This window comes from Streptomyces sp. NPDC054842, from assembly GCF_053611025.1.
The window spans coordinates 211,010-229,625 of the sequence record NZ_JBSGZN010000003.1 but is presented as its reverse complement, the minus strand read 5'-3'; the positions used below and the strand labels follow the sequence as shown (position 1 = coordinate 229,625).

Here is an 18,616-nt window from a genome sequence, read left to right as displayed (position 1 = left end):
AGTACACCGTGCCCACTCTTCCCTGGACCGTTCCGCAGCCCCCGCCGCAGCACGGGCAGGTCCACGTCATGGCTTCCCGGTTCGAGACCCGCACCCGCTGGGGAGCGCTCAGGTTCTTCCTGCGGACGCCCGCCGTGTGGCGGCAGGTCGGCAGGGCGCCCGGCGCGTACGGAGCCTCCCTGAAGGCGTGGCCCCTGCGGCGCACCTTCTGGACCCTGTCCGCCTGGGAGTCGCCCGCGGCCCTCAAGCACTTCGCCCGCTCGGGCGCGCACGGCCCGGCCGCCGGCACCCTGCGGCCCCTGATGCGGGACGCGACGTTCCTCACCTGGACGGCGACGGCCGACGAGCTGCCCCCCGACTGGGACGAGGTGCTGCGGCGCTTCGAGCGGACGCCGTAGGGCGCGGGGGAGGCCCGCCGTTCCGCGGGCCTCCCCGACGCCGTACCCGCACCCCCTGGCCCGCCGGACACGCGCCGGGCCCCCACCGATGGGCGGCGGCCCCCGTGCCCTCTCGTACTCTTGAGCCCGTGCAGGAACTCCACGACGCTCCGCTCGCCCCCCTGACCACCTTCCGGCTCGGCGGGCCCGCCACCCGGCTGATCACCGCCACCACCGACGACGAGGTGATCGCCGCCGTCCGCGAGGCCGACGACAGCGGTACGCCCCTGCTGCTCATCGGCGGCGGATCGAACCTGGTCATCGGCGACAAGGGGTTCCCGGGAACGGCCCTGCGCATCGCCACCACCGGGTTCGCGCTCGACGGCACGAAACTGGAACTGGCCGCCGGCGAGGTGTGGACCGACGCGGTCGCCCGCACCGTCGAGGCCGGGCTCGCGGGCGTCGAGTGCCTCGCCGGCATCCCCGGCTCGGCGGGCGCGACCCCCATCCAGAACGTGGGCGCGTACGGCCAGGAAGTGTCGTCGACCATCACGGAGGTCGTCGCCTACGACCGGCGCACCGGCGAGACGGTCACGCTGGCCAACGCCGACTGCGCCTTCTCCTACCGGCACAGCCGCTTCAAGGCGGACCCCGAGCGCTACGTCGTGCTCCGCGTCCGCTTCGAGCTGGAGGACGCCGCCGGACTCTCGGCCCCGGTCAAGTACGCCGAGACCGCCCGCGCCCTCGGCGTCGAACCGGGGGACCGCGTGCCCCTCGGCTCGGCCCGCGAGACGGTCCTGAAGCTGCGGTCCGGCAAGGGCATGGTCCTGGACCCCGAGGACCACGACACCTGGTCGGCCGGGTCGTTCTTCACCAACCCGATCCTCACCCACGAGGAGTTCGCCGCGTTCCACGCGCGTGTGCGCGAGCGGCTGGGCGACGACGTGATGCCGCCCGCCTACCCGGCCGGGGACAGCCACACCAAGACCTCCGCCGCCTGGCTGATCGACAGGTCCGGATTCACCAAGGGCTACGGCACCGGTCCCGCCCGGATCTCGACCAAGCACACCCTGGCCCTCACCAACCGGGGCGCGGCGACCACCGAGGACCTGCTCGCACTGGCCCGCGAGGTCGTCGCCGGAGTCCACGACGCCTTCGGCATCACCCTGGTCAACGAGCCCGTGACGGTGGGCGTCAGCCTCTAGGCCACGCCCCGCCGGAACCGGCCGGGGCACAGGTCACGAGTTCAGCCAGTCGTCCACGCCGGCCAGCAGCTTCGCGCGGACGTCGGGCGGGGCCGCCGACGCCCGGATGGACTGGCGGGCCAGCTCGGCCAGTTCCGCGTCCGTGAAGCCGTGGTGCCGGCGGGCGATCTCGTACTGGGCGGCGAGCCGCGAGCCGAACAGCAGCGGGTCGTCGGCCCCGAGCGCCATCGGGACCCCGGCCTCGAACAGAGTGCGCAGGGGTACGTCCTCGGGCTTCTCGTAGACGCCGAGCGCGACGTTGGACGCCGGGCAGACCTCGCAGGTCACCTGGCGGTCCGCCAGCCGCTTCATCAGCCGGGGGTCGTCGGCGGCCCGCACCCCGTGCCCGATCCGCGTGGCCTCCAGGTCGTCCAGGCAGTCCCGGACGGACGAGGGCCCGGCCAGCTCACCGCCGTGCGGCGCCGACAGCAGGCCGCCCTCCCGCGCGATGGCGAACGCCCGGTCGAAGTCCCGGGCCATGCCCCGCCGTTCGTCGTTGGACAGCCCGAAACCGACGATGCCGCGGTCGGCGTACCGCACCGCCAGGCGGGCCAGCGTGCGGGCGTCCAGCGGGTGCTTCATCCGGTTCGCGGCCACCAGGACCCGCATCCCGAGGCCGGTCTCCCGCGAGGCGGAGTCCACCGCGTCGAGGATGACCTCCATGGCCGGGATGAGCCCGCCCAGGCGCGGCGCGTACGACGTCGGGTCGACCTGGATCTCCAGCCACCCGGAGCCGTCCCTCAGGTCCTCCTCGGCGGCCTCGCGCACCAGCCGCCGGATGTCCTCCGGATCCCTGAGGCACGAGCGGGCAGCGTCGTACAGCCGCTGGAAACGGAACCAGCCGCGCTCGTCGGTCGCCCGCAGCTGGGGCGGCTCCGCGCCGGTCAGCGCGTCCGGCAGCCGGACGCCGTGCTTGTCGGCGAGCTCCAGCAGCGTGCCGGGGCGCATGGACCCCGTGAAGTGCAGGTGCAGATGGGCCTTGGGCAGATCAGACAGATCACGTACACGCTCCATCCCGAAATCCTGCCGTACGGAACCGTCGCGCCGGTAGCGTTTTCCCTGATCGTGGTCTTGCCCGAACGAAGAAGCGGACCGCCTCCCCGGAGGGAGACGGCCCGCACACGCGCGTGGAGCGCGAAAAGGAGAACGACACCCCTGAGGGTGTACGGGAAACGTCAGTCGCGGGCCTCCGCCAGCAGCTTCTGGATCCGCGAGACGCCCTCGACCAGGTCCTCGTCACCGAGGGCGTAGGACAGGCGCAGGTAGCCCGGCGTACCGAAGGCCTCGCCCGGGACGACGGCGACCTCGGCCTCCTCCAGGATGAGCGCGGCCAGCTCGACCGTGTCCTGGGGGCGCTTGCCGCGGATCTCCTTGCCGATCAGGGCCTTCACCGACGGGTACGCGTAGAAGGCGCCCTCGGGCTCCGGGCAGAGCACGCCGTCGATCTCGTTGAGCATCCGCACGATGGTCTTGCGGCGGCGGTCGAAGGCCTCGCGCATCTTCGCGACGGCCTCCAGGTCGCCCGAGACGGCGGCGAGCGCGGCGACCTGGGCGACGTTGGACACGTTCGAGGTCGCGTGCGACTGGAGGTTGGTCGCGGCCTTGACGACGTCCTTCGGGCCGATGATCCACCCCACGCGCCAGCCGGTCATGGCGTACGTCTTGGCGACGCCGTTGACCACGATGCACTTGTCGCGCAGCTCGGGCAGGAGCGCCGGCAGCGAGACGGAGACCGCGTCCCCGTAGACCAGGTGCTCGTAGATCTCGTCGGTGAGCACCCACAGCCCGTGCTCCACCGCCCAGCGGCCGATGGCCTCGGTCTCGGCCTCGGTGTAGACCGCGCCGGTCGGGTTGGAGGGGGAGACGAAGAGGACGACCTTCGTCTTCTCCGTGCGTGCCGCCTCCAGCTGCTCGACGGAGACCCGGTAGCCCGTGGTCTCGTCCGCGACGACCTCGACCGGCACACCGCCCGCGAGCCGGATCGACTCCGGGTAGGTCGTCCAGTACGGCGCCGGGACGATCACCTCGTCGCCCGGGTCGAGGATCGCGGCGAAGGCCTCGTAGATGGCCTGCTTGCCGCCGTTGGTCACCAGGACCTGGGAGACGTCGGGCTCGTAACCCGAGTCGCGCAGCGTCTTGGCGGCGATCGCGGCCTTCAGCTCGGGCAGGCCTCCCGCCGGCGTGTAGCGGTGGTACTTCGGGTTCTTGCACGCCTCGACGGCGGCTTCGACGATGTAGTCCGGGGTCGGGAAGTCGGGCTCACCGGCGCCGAAGCCGATCACCGGACGCCCGGCGGCCTTGAGGGCCTTCGCCTTGGCGTCCACGGCGAGGGTGGCGGACTCGGAGATCGCACCGATCCGGGCGGAGACCCGGCGCTCGGTGGGAGGGGTTGCAGCGCTCATGGGCCCATCGTTCCAGACCGGAAACTCCCCCGGCACGCGGGTTTCACAGACTGAACACCCATGGATCAACCACGGTCGAAGCCCGCACGGCCACTTTCTGTTCGACGCCCGGCCGCCGAGCACGTACACTCTCACCTCGTTGGCCTTCACCGGCCCGCTCTCCCGGTGCACACACCGAGCACCCGGGTGGATGCGGTACGTTGGGGGAACCAAAGGGTCGTAGCTCAATTGGTAGAGCACTGGTCTCCAAAACCAGCGGTTGGGGGTTCAAGTCCCTCCGGCCCTGCTACACACTCCTTCGCCAGGATGTGTGCGCATGTACGTACTGCTTTGCACCGCCGTGCGGCTCAACCGGGCGCGGCGCGGCCACGACCCGGAATCAGGTGAGGACGAGTGACGGACGCCGTGGGCTCCATCGACATGCCTGATGCCCAGGATGAGGCGCCGGAGTCCAAGAAGAAGACCCGCAAGGGCGGGAAGCGTGCCAAGAAGGGCCCGCTGAAGCGCCTTGCCCTCTTCTACCGCCAGATCGTCGCGGAACTCCGCAAGGTCGTCTGGCCGTCTCGCAATCAGCTGACGACGTACACGACCGTGGTGATCGTCTTCGTCATCATCATGATCGGTCTGGTCACCGTGATTGACTATGGACTCGATCACGCCGCCAAGTACGTCTTCGGCTGAGCCAAGAGCGAAGGGCGCCGTCACCGGCGCCCCTTTCGCGTGTTCCACCCCCATGTATCCAGGAAGAAGCAGCCACCGTGTCTGACCCGAACCTGAACGACGCCACCGAGTCGGTCGAGTCCGCTGAGGACGAGCTCGACATCGTTGAGGCGGCGGACGCCGAGGACCCGGACCAGGCCGAGGCTGCCGACGCCGAGGCGGGCGAGCCCGCCGAGGAGGCGTCCCTGCAGGTCGAGGACGAGTCCGACGAGTCCACCGAAGGCGTCGAGAGCGCCGAGGACACCGACGACGAGGTGTCCGCCGAGGACGCCGAGGACGAGGACGAGCCCGTCGCCGAGGACGCCGAGGAAGAGGCGGAGCCGGTCGACCCGGTCACCGCGCTGCGCGAGGAACTGCGCACCCTCCCCGGCGAGTGGTACGTCATCCACACGTACGCCGGCTACGAGAACCGCGTGAAGACCAACCTCGAACAGCGTGCCGTCTCGCTGAACGTCGAGGACTTCATCTTCCAGGCCGAGGTGCCCCAGGAAGAGGTCGCGCAGATCAAGAACGGCGAGCGCAAGACCATTCGCCAGAACAAGCTGCCCGGCTACGTGCTGGTCCGCATGGACCTGACGAACGAGTCCTGGGGCGTCGTCCGCAACACCCCCGGCGTCACCGGCTTCGTGGGCAACGCCTACGACCCGTACCCGCTGACCCTGGACGAGATCGTCAAGATGCTCGCCCCGGAGGCCGAGGAGAAGGCCGCCCGCGAGGCCGCCGAGGCCGAGGGCAAGCCGGCTCCGGCCCGCAAGGTCGAGGTCCAGGTGCTGGACTTCGAGGTCGGCGACTCGGTCACCGTCACCGACGGCCCCTTCGCGACGCTGCAGGCGACGATCAACGAGATCAACGCCGACTCGAAGAAGGTCAAGGGCCTCGTCGAGATCTTCGGCCGCGAGACCCCGGTCGAGCTCTCCTTCGACCAGATCCAGAAGAACTAGCTCTCTGGAACAGATGCCTCCGACCAGGTCAGACAGGCTCTCGCAGCCCGTCTGACCTGCTCGGTTTTTGGCCGCGCACAGATACCCGTTATCGTTGTGCGGTATGCCTCCATCCGGATCATTGGTCCGGTCGGGGCAGCCGTCTGGGGCGACTCGGACGTAGGAAGGCGAAAACGAAAGAGGACCCGGAATGCCTCCCAAGAAGAAGAAGGTCACGGGGCTTATCAAGCTCCAGATCCAGGCCGGTGCCGCCAACCCGGCTCCGCCGGTGGGCCCCGCGCTGGGCCAGCACGGCGTCAACATCATGGAGTTCTGCAAGGCCTACAACGCCGCGACCGAGTCGCAGCGTGGCTGGGTCATCCCGGTGGAGATCACGGTCTACGAGGACCGCTCCTTCACCTTCATCACCAAGACCCCGCCGGCCGCGAAGATGATCCTCAAGGCCGCGGGTGTGGAGAAGGGCTCCGGCGAGCCGCACAAGACCAAGGTCGCCAAGATCACCCAGGCGCAGGTCCGCGAGATCGCCACGACCAAGATGCCCGACCTGAACGCCAACGACCTGGACGCCGCGTCGAAGATCATCGCCGGCACCGCCCGTTCCATGGGCATCACGGTCGAGGGCTGAAGCCCACCTCGTACGCCTTGAACCGTGGAAGGGCCTGCTCGGCCCGTACCACGACTCCTCAGAACACACAGGAGCAGTAGTGAGCAAGCGCAGCAAGTCTCTCCGCGCTGCGGACGCCAAGATCGACCGGGACAAGCTCTACGCCCCGCTCGAGGCCGTCCGTCTCGCCAAGGAGACCTCCACGACCAAGTTCGACGGCACCGTCGAGGTCGCCTTCCGCCTGGGTGTCGACCCGCGCAAGGCCGACCAGATGGTCCGTGGCACCGTGAACCTCCCGCACGGCACCGGTAAGACCGCCCGGGTCCTGGTCTTCGCGACCGGTGACCGTGCCGAGGCCGCGACCGCCGCGGGCGCCGACATCGTCGGCTCCGACGAGCTCATCGACGAGGTGGCGAAGGGCCGTCTGGACTTCGACGCCGTCGTCGCCACCCCGGACCTCATGGGCAAGGTCGGCCGCCTCGGCCGAGTCCTCGGCCCGCGTGGTCTGATGCCGAACCCGAAGACCGGCACCGTGACCCCGGACGTGGCCAAGGCCGTGACCGAGATCAAGGGCGGCAAGATCGAGTTCCGCGTCGACAAGCACTCGAACCTGCACTTCATCATCGGCAAGGCGTCCTTCGACGACGCCCAGCTGGTGGAGAACTACGGCGCCGCGCTGGACGAGATCCTTCGTCTGAAGCCGTCGGCCGCCAAGGGTCGCTACATCAAGAAGGCCGCGATCAGCACCACGATCGGCCCCGGCGTTCCGGTCGACCCGAACCGCACCCGCAACCTCCTCGTCGAGGAGGACCCGGCCGCCGTCTGAGCCCACCGCTCACCGAGGCAGCCGCGTCGCGCACGCGAACCCAGGACGGGCCCCGCACCTTTCGAGGTGCGGGGCCCGTCCCCCTTTTTTTCCCGGCTCCCACGGGATGTGCGAACCCCGCACCCGCGCCGGTGGCCTGCGCTAACGTGCGGATCACAGTCATCGCTCAGGGGTGGGGGACATGATCAGCACCGTGCTGCGGCGTGCCGGCCTGTCGCTGGCGGTGCTCGGCGCCCTGACCGCCTGCGGCCCGGACGGCTCCCCGGAGGGCCGGGACGACCACCGGGGCGCCGCCGTGAGCCCCACGGTCACCGCGGCCCTGAAAGAGGCCCGGAGCAGGACGCACCGGGCGGGATCGGCCCGCGTCGACTGCACCATGGCAACGGGCGACACGGTGGCCACCCGCTCCGAAGGCACCCTCGGCTGGAGCGACGGCCTCTCGGGCACCCTGACCATCACCTACACCGGCGGCAGCTGGGCCCGGACGATGCGGGAACTCGGCAACACCTCCACCCCGGCCCGCTTCGTCTCCCGCGCCTACTACGCCAGGATGAGCGACCGGTTCGCCACCGTCTCGGGCAGCGGCAGGCACTGGATCCGGTACGACTACGACGCCTCCGTGAACTTCACCCCGGCCCAGTCCGTCGAACTGCTCCTCGCGGCGCCCGACGCCCGCGAGGTCGGTACCGAACGGGTCCGCGGCACCCGTACGACGCACTACTCGGGCACCGTGACCGCGGCCGGGCTGCGCGGCCCGCACTCGGGGCTGACCGGCGCCGAGCTGGCCGGCCTGCGGAAGTGGTTCACCCAGGCCGGCGTCACCGAGGAGAAGGTCGACATCTGGGTCGACGCCGAGGGCCTGCTGGTCAAGCGGTCGGAGCGGGGCGAGACCGCGAACGGCACCTCCGTGACGACGGCGTACTACCGGGACTTCGGGACGCCGGTCCGGGTCCCCGAGCGGCCTCCCGCCGACGACACCGTCGACTTCGCGGACCTCACGGACACGAAGACCGACTGACCGGCCGAACCCGGGCTCCACGGCACCCGTCGGGCTCGCGGAACTCGCAAGACCGCGCCGACACCGCTGAGTTACGCTCTCCGCTCTTGCTGTGAGACGGCCATCCGTTCCTTGGGGGGAACCATGCTGACGACTGTGCGCACAACCGTACGACGCGGGACGACCGGAGTGGCGCTCGCCGCCCTCGCCCTCGGCGGGGGAGCTGTCGCGTGTACCAAGGGCGGCGAGGAGTCGCCGTCGATGGCGCCCGCGGCCGCCGTGGCGAAGGCCGCGGAGAACACGGAGGACATCACCTCCCTGCGGTACCGGATGAAGGGCGAGGTCCCCGAGCAGGGCCGGGTGGAGGCCGAGGCCTCGATGAGCATGAAGCCGATGGCCATGAGCATGAAGATGTCGGCGAAGGACGCGGGGCCCGACAGCGGAGAGGTGGAGCTCCGCTTCGTCGACGGCGCGCTCTACGTGAACGGTGGCGCCGAGGCCGCCGAGGAGATGGACGGCAAGCACTGGATGAAGTTCGGCGTCTCGGAGAAGGACGGCGGCGCCTCCGGTGCCGGCGGCCTCGGCATGCAGGACCAGGTCGAGAAGAACCCGGCCCAGGAGTCAACGTTCCTGACCGGCTCCAACGACGTGAAGAAGGTCGGCACCGAGAAGGTGGACGGCGTCGAGACCACCCACTACAAGGGCACGGTCACGCTCGACGAGTTCCGCGACGGGCTCAAGGACGAGGACAAGGCCACGCGCAAGACGCGCGAGAAGAGCCTCAAGCAGTACGAGGACATGGGCGTCGACAAGCTCACCATGGACATGTGGATCGACGAGGACGAGCACACCAAGCAGTTCCGGATGCGCGGTGACGCGGACAAGGGCCCGCTCGACATGACCATCACCTTCCTCGACCTCAACAAGCCCGTGACGGTGCGCGCCCCGGCCGCCGGCGACACCTTCGACCTGGCCGAGACCCTGCGCGACGCCCAGGAGGGCTGAGCCCGCTCCGGCGGCCGCCGGGCAGCCGGACCAGGTGCTCCCCGCCCCGCCGGGCGGGGGCGCCGGAGTCCGGACGGTGGCCTTCCGGGCGGATTTGCTCGACGGCGATGCGGTCGCGTACTCTCCTACAGAAGCCAAAGACCGCTGGTCGTTGCCGTGCGCTCGTCAGAGAGTGCGGCGGCCGAAGGATCCGCTGAAACTGCGGACGACCCGCGTAGGTGACTGTGGATGTGTTCCCGTTCGTTCGCTCGCGAGCAAAACGGTTGAGCCACGCCCCTGCGCCTGCGCCGGGGCGTTTTGTTTTGTCGGCCTCTTCTGAGCGGTCCTCATCACCCGGAAGGAGGCCACGCTTATGGCAAGGCCCGACAAGGCTGCCGCGGTAGCCGAGCTCGCGGACCAGTTCCGCAGCTCGAACGCCGCCGTGCTGACCGAGTACCGGGGTCTCACCGTGGCGCAGCTCAAGACGCTGCGCCGTTCGCTCGGTGAAGACGCCCAGTACGCCGTGGTGAAGAACACGCTGACCAAGATCGCGGCCAACGAGGCCGGGATCAACCAGCTCGACGACCTGTTCAACGGTCCGACGGCGGTTGCCTTCATCACCGGTGACCCGGTGACGTCGGCGAAGGGTCTTCGTGACTTCGCCAAGGACAACCCCAACCTCGTCATCAAGGGCGGTGTCCTTGACGGCAAGGCGCTGTCCGCCGACGAGATCAAGAAGCTTGCGGACCTCGAGTCCCGCGAGGTTCTGCTCGCCAAGCTGGCGGGCGCCATGAAGGGCAAGCAGTCCCAGACTGCCGCGCTCTTCCAGGCGCTTCCCTCGAAGTTCGTCCGCACCGCGGAGGCGCTTCGTGCCAAGCAGGCCGAGCAGGGCGGTGCCGAGTAATTCGGCTCGCGCATTGACCGCCGCCTGAGGCGACGGTCGCAGCGGGCCGAACGTACGCCCGCCTCACCAGTACATCCGGCACCTGCCGAATTAGTGGAAGGACGCCATCATGGCGAAGCTGTCCCAGGAAGAGCTGCTCGAGCAGTTCGAGAACCTCACCCTCATCGAGCTCGCCGAGTTCGTGAAGGCCTTCGAGGAGAAGTTCGACGTCACCGCCGCCGCCCCGGTCGCCGTTGCCGGTGGTCCGGTTGCCGGCGCCCCGGCCGAGGCCGCTGAGGAGCAGGACGAGTTCGACGTCATCCTCACGGGTGCCGGCGACAAGAAGATCCAGGTCATCAAGGTCGTGCGTGAGCTGACCTCCCTGGGTCTGAAGGAGGCCAAGGACCTCGTGGACGGCGCTCCGAAGCCGGTCCTCGAGAAGGTCGCCAAGGAAGCCGCCGAGAAGGCCGCCGAGTCCCTCAAGGGCGCCGGCGCCTCCGTCGAGGTCAAGTAACACCACGAGTCCCGCAAGGGGCTCACGCGCGCCGACACAGCCGCTCGCAGAGCGCTGTAACGCTGACGCACCGAGGAGCGATCACCCACTTGGGTGGTCGCTCTTCGGCGTTCAGGGGGTGCCAGAGCGGCTGCCTTGCGCCGCCGGTCGCGACGAGTATGGTGATCTTCGTCGTGCCTCCGACGGAGCCTGGGACAGCGGCGAGTGACGTTGGCAGCATCTTGTTCGGGCATGGGGGGCCTTGACGAACTGCACGGAGCGCGCAATTCTCAGGACGCGTCGTCACAACGATCCGGATCCGAGGCATGGATCGGCGGCGAAGAGGGCAGTATCGATGTGCATCGAGGGCATGGCTTGCAGCAGGGGTTGAGAGCAACGAGGGTCTTCAAAAACCCGCACTGGACATCAGTGGGCCTAGTGGCTACACTGACCCTTTGCGCTGCCTGTTAGCTGCCTCCTGCCCGTCACCAGGGGCATACCCTCGCTTGAGCACCGACGATCGAACCATCTCTGACCTGGCCGTCTCGGCCGAATCAGGAAAGGTCCGGGTCTGTGCCCCAGCTGGGGACCGGTACGCGCGTAGTGAGTCCGAGCCCTCGGAAGGACCCCCTCTTGGCCGCCTCGCGCACTGCCTCGACCGCGAATACGAACAACGGCGCCAGCACCGCCCCGCTGCGCATCTCCTTTGCAAAGATCAAGGAGCCCCTCGAGGTTCCGAACCTTCTTGCGCTGCAAACCGAGAGCTTCGACTGGCTGCTCGGCAACGACGCGTGGAAGGCTCGTGTCGAGGCGGCTCTGGACAACGGACAGGACGTCCCCACCAAGTCCGGTCTGGAGGAGATCTTCGAGGAGATCTCCCCGATCGAGGACTTCTCCGGGTCGATGTCGCTGACCTTCCGCGACCACCGCTTCGAGCCTCCCAAGAACTCCATCGACGAGTGCAAGGAGCGCGACTTCACGTACGCGGCCCCGCTCTTCGTCACCGCTGAGTTCACCAACAACGAGACCGGCGAGATCAAGTCCCAGACGGTCTTCATGGGCGACTTCCCGCTCATGACCAACAAGGGCACCTTCGTCATCAACGGCACCGAGCGTGTCGTGGTGTCGCAGCTGGTCCGTTCGCCGGGTGTCTACTTCGACTCCTCCATCGACAAGACGTCCGACAAGGACATCTTCTCGGCCAAGGTGATCCCCTCCCGGGGTGCCTGGCTGGAGATGGAGATCGACAAGCGCGACATGGTCGGTGTCCGCATCGACCGCAAGCGCAAGCAGTCCGTCACCGTTCTCCTGAAGGCTCTCGGCTGGACGACCGAGCAGATCCTCGAGGAGTTCGGCGAGTACGAGTCCATGCGCGCCACCCTGGAGAAGGACCACACCCAGGGCCAGGACGACGCGCTGCTCGACATCTACCGCAAGCTGCGTCCGGGCGAGCCGCCGACCCGTGAGGCGGCGCAGACCCTGCTCGAGAACCTCTACTTCAACCCCAAGCGCTACGACCTCGCCAAGGTCGGCCGCTACAAGGTGAACAAGAAGCTCGGCGGCGAAGCCCCGCTCGACGCCGGCGTCCTGACCGTCGAGGACATCATCTCGACGATCAAGTACCTGGTGAAGCTGCACGCCGGTGAGACCGAGACCGTGGGCGACAACGGCACGTCGATCGTCGTCGAGACCGACGACATCGACCACTTCGGCAACCGTCGTCTGCGCAACGTCGGCGAGCTCATCCAGAACCAGGTCCGCACGGGTCTGGCTCGTATGGAGCGCGTCGTCCGCGAGCGGATGACGACCCAGGACGTCGAGGCGATCACGCCGCAGACCCTGATCAACATCCGGCCGGTCGTCGCCTCCATCAAGGAGTTCTTCGGCACCAGCCAGCTCTCGCAGTTCATGGACCAGAACAACCCGCTGTCGGGTCTGACGCACAAGCGTCGTCTCTCGGCGCTGGGTCCCGGTGGTCTGTCGCGTGAGCGGGCCGGCTTCGAGGTCCGTGACGTGCACCCCTCGCACTACGGCCGCATGTGCCCGATCGAGACCCCCGAAGGCCCGAACATCGGCCTGATCGGCTCGCTCGCCTCCTACGGCCGGGTCAACGCGTTCGGTTTCGTCGAGACGCCCTACCGCCGGGTCACCGACGGTGTCGTCACCGACGAGGTCGACTACCTGACTGCCGACGAGGAGGACCGCTTCGTCATCGCCCAGGCCAACGCGCCGCTGGGTGAGGACTTCCGGTTCGAGGAGTCGCGCGTCCTGGTCCGCCGTCGTGGCGGAGAGGTCGACTACGTCCCCGGTGACGACGTCGACTACATGGACGTCTCGCCGCGCCAGATGGTGTCGGTCGCGACCGCCATGATCCCGTTCCTCGAGCACGACGACGCCAACCGTGCCCTCATGGGCGCGAACATGATGCGCCAGGCCGTGCCCCTCATCAAGTCCGAGGCGCCGCTGGTCGGCACCGGCATGGAGTACCGCTGCGCGGTCGACGCCGGTGACGTCCTGAAGTCGGAGAAGGACGGTGTGGTCCAGGAGGTCTCCGCGGACTACATCACCACCGCCAACGACGACGGCACGTACACCACGTACCGCCTCGCCAAGTTCTCGCGCTCGAACCAGGGCACCTCGGTCAACCAGAAGGTTGTCGTGGACGAGGGCGCCCGGGTCATCGCCGGCCAGGTCCTGGCCGACGGCCCGGCGACCGAGAACGGCGAGATGGCGCTCGGCAAGAACCTGCTCGTGGCGTTCATGCCGTGGGAGGGTCACAACTACGAGGACGCGATCATCCTGTCGCAGCGCCTCGTGCAGGACGACGTCCTCTCCTCGATCCACATCGAGGAGCACGAGGTCGACGCCCGTGACACCAAGCTCGGCCCCGAGGAGATCACCCGGGACATCCCGAACGTCTCCGAGGAGGTCCTCGCCGACCTCGACGAGCGCGGCATCATCCGGATCGGTGCCGAGGTCGTCGCCGGCGACATCCTCGTCGGCAAGGTCACGCCCAAGGGCGAGACCGAGCTGACCCCCGAGGAGCGCCTGCTCCGCGCGATCTTCGGTGAGAAGGCGCGCGAGGTGCGCGACACCTCGCTGAAGGTGCCGCACGGCGAGATCGGCAAGGTCATCGGCGTCCGCGTCTTCGACCGCGAGGAGGGCGACGAGCTTCCCCCCGGTGTGAACCAGCTGGTGCGCGTGTACGTGGCGCAGAAGCGCAAGATCACCGACGGTGACAAGCTCGCCGGCCGTCACGGCAACAAGGGCGTCATCTCCAAGATCCTGCCGATCGAGGACATGCCGTTCCTGGAGGACGGCACCCCGGTCGACATCATCCTCAACCCGCTGGGTGTCCCGTCCCGAATGAACCCGGGACAGGTCCTGGAGATCCACCTCGGCTGGCTCGCCAGCCGCGGCTGGGACGTCTCCGGGCTCGGCGAGGAGTGGGCGCAGCGCCTGCAGGCCATCGGTGCCGACCAGGTCGACCCGGGCACGAACGTCGCGACCCCCGTCTTCGACGGTGCGCGCGAGGACGAGCTCGCGGGTCTGCTGCAGCACACCATCCCGAACCGCGACGGCGAGCGCATGGTGCTCCCGTCCGGCAAGGCGAGGCTGTTCGACGGCCGCTCCGGCGAGCCGTTCCCGGAGCCGATCTCGGTCGGCTACATGTACATCCTCAAGCTCCACCACCTGGTCGACGACAAGCTGCACGCCCGGTCGACCGGTCCGTACTCGATGATCACCCAGCAGCCGCTGGGTGGTAAGGCCCAGTTCGGTGGCCAGCGCTTCGGTGAGATGGAGGTGTGGGCGCTGGAGGCATACGGCGCCGCGTACGCCCTCCAGGAGCTGCTGACCATCAAGTCCGACGACGTGACCGGCCGCGTGAAGGTCTACGAGGCCATCGTCAAGGGCGAGAACATCCCCGAGCCCGGCATCCCCGAGTCCTTCAAGGTGCTCATCAAGGAGATGCAGTCCCTGTGCCTCAACGTGGAGGTGCTGTCCTCGGACGGCATGTCCATCGAGATGCGCGACACCGACGAGGACGTCTTCCGCGCTGCGGAAGAGCTCGGCATCGACCTGTCCCGGCGCGAGCCGAGCAGCGTCGAAGAGGTCTGACGGGAGTCCGGCCCGGGGCTCAGCGATGAGCCCCGGCCGGCCCCAGGACCCCCGTTTCAGACCCCTAAGACTTACAACCCTGAGAGGGATTGACGCATAGTGCTCGACGTCAACTTCTTCGATGAGCTCCGGATCGGTCTGGCAACCGCTGACGACATCCGTCAGTGGAGCCACGGCGAGGTCAAGAAGCCCGAGACCATCAACTACCGCACCCTCAAGCCCGAGAAGGACGGACTCTTCTGCGAGAAGATCTTCGGTCCGACCCGGGACTGGGAGTGCTACTGCGGCAAGTACAAGCGTGTCCGCTTCAAGGGCATCATCTGCGAGCGCTGCGGCGTCGAGGTCACTCGCGCCAAGGTGCGTCGTGAGCGGATGGGCCACATCGAACTGGCCGCTCCCGTCACCCACATCTGGTACTTCAAGGGCGTCCCGTCGCGCCTGGGCTACCTGCTCGACCTGGCCCCGAAGGACCTCGAGAAGGTCATCTACTTCGCCGCGTACATGATCACGTACGTGGACGAGGAGCGCCGCACGCGTGACCTGCCCTCGCTGGAGGCGCACGTCTCCGTCGAGCGTCAGCAGGTCGAGAACCGTCGCGACGCCGACCTCGAGGCCCGCGCCAAGAAGCTCGAGACCGACCTGGCCGAGCTGGAGGCCGAGGGTGCGAAGGCCGACGTGCGCCGCAAGGTGCGCGAGGGTGCCGAGCGCGAGATGAAGCAGCTGCGCGACCGTGCGCAGCGCGAGATCGACCGCCTCGACGAGGTCTGGACCCGGTTCAAGAACCTCAAGGTCCAGGACCTGGAGGGCGACGAGCTCCTCTACCGCGAGCTGCGTGACCGCTTCGGCACGTACTTCGACGGTTCGATGGGTGCCGCGGCGCTGCAGAAGCGCCTGGAGTCCTTCGACCTGGACGAGGAGGCCGAGCGCCTCCGCGAGATCATCCGCACCGGCAAGGGCCAGAAGAAGACCCGCGCGCTCAAGCGCCTCAAGGTCGTCTCCGCGTTCCTGCAGACCAGCAACAGCCCCAAGGGCATGGTGCTCGACTGCGTGCCGGTCATCCCGCCGGACCTGCGTCCGATGGTGCAGCTGGACGGTGGCCGCTTCGCGACCTCCGACCTGAACGACCTGTACCGCCGTGTGATCAACCGCAACAACCGCCTGAAGCGGCTTCTCGACCTCGGCGCGCCCGAGATCATCGTGAACAACGAGAAGCGCATGCTCCAGGAGGCCGTGGACGCGCTGTTCGACAACGGCCGTCGTGGCCGTCCGGTCACCGGTCCGGGCAACCGCCCGCTGAAGTCCCTCAGCGACATGCTGAAGGGCAAGCAGGGTCGTTTCCGTCAGAACCTGCTCGGCAAGCGTGTGGACTACTCCGCGCGTTCCGTCATCGTCGTCGGTCCGCAGCTGAAGCTGCACCAGTGCGGTCTGCCCAAGGCCATGGCGCTGGAGCTCTTCAAGCCGTTCGTGATGAAGCGCCTGGTGGACCTGAACCACGCGCAGAACATCAAGAGCGCCAAGCGGATGGTCGAGCGCGGCCGCACGGTCGTGTACGACGTCCTGGAAGAGGTCATCGCCGAGCACCCGGTTCTGCTGAACCGTGCGCCGACGCTGCACCGCCTCGGCATCCAGGCCTTCGAGCCGCAGCTGGTCGAGGGCAAGGCCATCCAGATCCACCCGCTCGTCTGCACCGCGTTCAACGCGGACTTCGACGGTGACCAGATGGCCGTGCACCTGCCGCTCTCCGCGGAGGCGCAGGCCGAGGCCCGCATCCTGATGCTGTCCTCGAACAACATCCTCAAGCCGGCCGACGGCCGCCCGGTCACGATGCCGACCCAGGACATGGTCCTCGGTCTGTTCTTCCTGACCACCGACGGCGCCCTGCGCGACGTCAAGGGCGAGGAGCGCTCCTTCGCGTCCGTCGCCGAGGCGATCATGGCGTTCGACGCCGGCGAGCTCTCGCTGCAGTCCCGCGTGGACATCCGCTTCCCGGTGGGCACCATCCCGCCGCGCGGCTGGACCCCGCCGGAGCGCGAGGAGGGCGAGCCGGAGTGGCAGCAGGGTGACACCTTCCGCCTCCGTACGACGCTGGGCCGTGCGCTCTTCAACGAGCTGCTGCCCGAGGACTACCCGTTCGTCGACTACGAGGTCGGCAAGAAGCAGCTCTCCGAGATCGTCAACGACCTCGCCGAGCGCTACCCCAAGGTCATCGTGGCGGCGACGCTCGACAACCTGAAGGCGGCCGGCTTCTTCTGGGCGACCCGCTCCGGCGTGACCGTGGCCATCTCCGACATCGTCGTTCCCGAGGCGAAGAAGGAGATCGTCAAGGGCTACGAGGCGCAGGACGAGAAGGTCCAGAAGCAGTACGAGCGCGGTCTGATCACCAAGGACGAGCGCACGCAGGAGCTCATCGCGATCTGGACCAAGGCGACCAACGAGGTCGCCGAGGCGATGAACGCGAACTTCCCGAAGACGAACCCCATCTTCATGATGGTCGACTCGGGTGCCCGCGGAAACATGATGCAGATGCGTCAGATCGCCGGTATGCGTGGTCTGGTGTCGAACGCCAAGAACGAGACGATCCCGCGTCCCATCAAGGCGTCGTTCCGTGAGGGCCTGTCCGTGCTGGAGTACTTCATCTCCACGCACGGTGCCCGTAAGGGTCTGGCCGACACGGCTCTGCGTACCGCCGACTCGGGTTACCTCACCCGTCGTCTGGTCGACGTCTCCCAGGACGTCATCATCCGCGAGGAGGACTGCGGCACCGACCGCGGTCTGCGCCTGGCGATCGCCGAGCGCGGCGCCGACGGCGTCCTGCGCAAGGCGGACAACGTCGAGACCAGCGTGTACGCACGTGCGCTGGCCGAGGACATCGTCGTCGACGGTGTGGTGCTGGCCCCGGCCAACACCGACCTGGGCGACGTCCTCATCGACGAGCTGGTCAGGCACGGCATCGAGGAGGTCAAGACCCGTTCGGTCCTGACCTGCGAGTCCGCCGTCGGTACCTGCGCCATGTGCTACGGCCGCTCGCTGGCCACCGGCAAGCTGGTCGACATCGGTGAGGCGGTCGGCATCATCGCCGCCCAGTCCATCGGTGAGCCCGGTACCCAGCTGACGATGCGTACCTTCCACACCGGTGGTGTGGCCGGTGACGACATCACCCAGGGTCTGCCCCGTGTCGTCGAGCTCTTCGAGGCTCGTACGCCGAAGGGTGTCGCCCCGATCTCCGAGGCGGACGGCCGTGTCCGCATCGAGGAGACGGAGAAGACCAAGAAGATCGTCATCACTCCCGACGACGGCAGCGACGAGACGGCGTTCCCGATCTCCAAGCGTGCCCGTCTGCTGGTGAGCGAGGGCGACCACGTCGGGGTGGGCCAGAAGCTCACCGTGGGTGCCACCAACCCGCACGACGTGCTGCGGATCCTCGGTCAGCGCGCGGTCCAGGTCCACCTGGTCGGCGAGGTCCAGAAGGTCTACAACTCGCAGGGTGTGTCGATCCACGACAAGCACATCGAGATCATCATCCGGCAGATGCTCCGCCGGGTGACGATCATCGAGTCCGGCGACGCGGAGCTGCTGCCGGGCGAGCTGGTCGAGCGCGGCAAGTTCGAGACCGAGAACCGTCGTGTGGTGCAGGAAGGCGGCCACCCGGCCTCCGGCCGTCCGCAGCTGATGGGTATCACCAAGGCCTCGCTCGCCACCGAGTCGTGGCTGTCGGCGGCGTCCTTCCAGGAGACGACCAGGGTTCTGACGGACGCGGCGATCAACGCCAAGTCCGACTCCCTGATCGGCCTCAAGGAGAACGTCATCATCGGTAAGCTCATCCCGGCCGGTACGGGTCTGTCCCGCTACCGCAACATCCGGGTCGAGCCGACCGAGGAGGCCAAGGCCGCGATGTACTCGGCCGTCGGCTACGACGACATCGACTACTCGCCGTTCGGCACGGGCTCCGGCCAGGCCGTTCCGCTGGAGGACTACGACTACGGTCCGTACAACCAGTAAGGCGCGGGTCACGGCGGGCGGCCATCC

The 18,616-nt window shown here is 68.3% G+C and carries 14 protein-coding genes and 1 tRNA gene; 13 read left to right on the top strand and 2 right to left on the bottom strand.

Annotated features, from left to right (window positions below; all coding sequences use genetic code 11):
- Positions 1-8: 8 nt before the first annotated feature.
- On the top strand, positions 9-398 hold the full coding sequence (locus ACWGIS_RS04135; RefSeq protein WP_453360838.1) for a DUF3291 domain-containing protein: 390 nt from the start codon (positions 9-11) through the stop codon (positions 396-398).
- 128 nt (positions 399-526) lie between these two features.
- Positions 527-1,582, top strand: coding sequence for a UDP-N-acetylmuramate dehydrogenase (locus ACWGIS_RS04130; protein WP_453360837.1), 1,056 nt, complete (start codon positions 527-529; stop codon positions 1,580-1,582).
- A 33-nt stretch (positions 1,583-1,615) separates the two neighbouring features.
- Here the strand turns inward: ACWGIS_RS04130 and ACWGIS_RS04125 are convergent, their stop codons facing one another.
- Positions 1,616-2,635: an adenosine deaminase gene (locus ACWGIS_RS04125; protein WP_453360836.1), complete on the bottom strand. Its 1,020-nt coding sequence runs from the start codon at positions 2,633-2,635 to the stop codon at positions 1,616-1,618.
- Positions 2,636-2,796: 161 nt separating this feature from the next.
- Positions 2,797-4,023, bottom strand: coding sequence for a pyridoxal phosphate-dependent aminotransferase (locus tag ACWGIS_RS04120; RefSeq protein WP_453360835.1), 1,227 nt, complete (start codon positions 4,021-4,023; stop codon positions 2,797-2,799).
- Positions 4,024-4,236: 213 nt separating this feature from the next.
- On the opposite strand from ACWGIS_RS04120, the gene ACWGIS_RS04115 reads away from it, so the two are divergent.
- The 11 genes from ACWGIS_RS04115 (at position 4,237) to ACWGIS_RS04065 (ending at position 18,589) form a co-directional block, all read left to right on the top strand.
- A tRNA-Trp gene (locus tag ACWGIS_RS04115) sits at positions 4,237-4,309 on the top strand.
- A gap of 107 nt (positions 4,310-4,416) precedes the next feature.
- A complete protein-coding gene (gene secE, locus ACWGIS_RS04110) occupies positions 4,417-4,704 on the top strand; it encodes a preprotein translocase subunit SecE (RefSeq protein WP_121405488.1) in 288 nt (95 codons plus the stop codon).
- A gap of 77 nt (positions 4,705-4,781) precedes the next feature.
- Positions 4,782-5,684 (top strand): transcription termination/antitermination protein NusG, encoded by a 903-nt coding sequence (gene nusG / locus ACWGIS_RS04105; protein WP_453360834.1) that lies wholly within the window; start codon positions 4,782-4,784, stop codon positions 5,682-5,684.
- 190 nt (positions 5,685-5,874) lie between these two features.
- Positions 5,875-6,309: a 50S ribosomal protein L11 gene (gene rplK / locus ACWGIS_RS04100; RefSeq protein ID WP_030359033.1), complete on the top strand. Its 435-nt coding sequence runs from the start codon at positions 5,875-5,877 to the stop codon at positions 6,307-6,309.
- Positions 6,310-6,388: 79 nt separating this feature from the next.
- Positions 6,389-7,114 carry a 50S ribosomal protein L1 gene (rplA, locus tag ACWGIS_RS04095; RefSeq protein WP_453360833.1) on the top strand — a complete coding sequence of 242 codons (726 nt, stop codon included), beginning with the start codon at positions 6,389-6,391 and terminating at the stop codon, positions 7,112-7,114.
- Between the two features lie 181 nt (positions 7,115-7,295).
- A complete protein-coding gene (locus ACWGIS_RS04090) occupies positions 7,296-8,132 on the top strand; it encodes a hypothetical protein (protein WP_453360832.1) in 837 nt (278 codons plus the stop codon).
- Between the two features lie 123 nt (positions 8,133-8,255).
- On the top strand, positions 8,256-9,116 hold the full coding sequence (locus ACWGIS_RS04085; protein ID WP_453360831.1) for a DUF1396 domain-containing protein: 861 nt from the start codon (positions 8,256-8,258) through the stop codon (positions 9,114-9,116).
- 352 nt (positions 9,117-9,468) lie between these two features.
- The gene (gene rplJ, locus ACWGIS_RS04080; protein WP_358852973.1) at positions 9,469-9,999 is read left to right on the top strand and encodes a 50S ribosomal protein L10; all 531 of its coding nucleotides are present in this window, start codon (positions 9,469-9,471) and stop codon (positions 9,997-9,999) included.
- 109 nt (positions 10,000-10,108) lie between these two features.
- Complete coding sequence (gene rplL, locus ACWGIS_RS04075) at positions 10,109-10,492, top strand: 50S ribosomal protein L7/L12 (protein WP_453360830.1); 384 nt, start codon at positions 10,109-10,111, stop codon at positions 10,490-10,492.
- Between the two features lie 612 nt (positions 10,493-11,104).
- Positions 11,105-14,590 carry a DNA-directed RNA polymerase subunit beta gene (gene rpoB, locus ACWGIS_RS04070; RefSeq protein WP_355788069.1) on the top strand — a complete coding sequence of 1,162 codons (3,486 nt, stop codon included), beginning with the start codon at positions 11,105-11,107 and terminating at the stop codon, positions 14,588-14,590.
- 99 nt (positions 14,591-14,689) lie between these two features.
- Entirely contained in the window at positions 14,690-18,589 is a 3,900-nt protein-coding gene (locus tag ACWGIS_RS04065) for a DNA-directed RNA polymerase subunit beta' (RefSeq protein ID WP_453360829.1), read from the top strand.
- Positions 18,590-18,616 lie beyond the last annotated feature (27 nt).

Bases quoted from the DNA above. Each gene is read 5' to 3' on its own strand.
- ACWGIS_RS04125 (WP_453360836.1), bottom strand. From the start codon at position 2,635: ATGGAGCGTGTACGTGATCTGTCTGATCTGCCCAAGGCCCATCTGCAC.
- ACWGIS_RS04120 (WP_453360835.1), bottom strand. From the start codon at position 4,023: ATGAGCGCTGCAACCCCTCCCACCGAGCGCCGGGTCTCCGCCCGGATC.
- rplK (WP_030359033.1), top strand. From the start codon at position 5,875: ATGCCTCCCAAGAAGAAGAAGGTCACGGGGCTTATCAAGCTCCAGATC.
- ACWGIS_RS04090 (WP_453360832.1), top strand. From the start codon at position 7,296: ATGATCAGCACCGTGCTGCGGCGTGCCGGCCTGTCGCTGGCGGTGCTC.
- ACWGIS_RS04085 (WP_453360831.1), top strand. From the start codon at position 8,256: ATGCTGACGACTGTGCGCACAACCGTACGACGCGGGACGACCGGAGTG.
- rplJ (WP_358852973.1), top strand. From the start codon at position 9,469: ATGGCAAGGCCCGACAAGGCTGCCGCGGTAGCCGAGCTCGCGGACCAG.
- rplL (WP_453360830.1), top strand. From the start codon at position 10,109: ATGGCGAAGCTGTCCCAGGAAGAGCTGCTCGAGCAGTTCGAGAACCTC.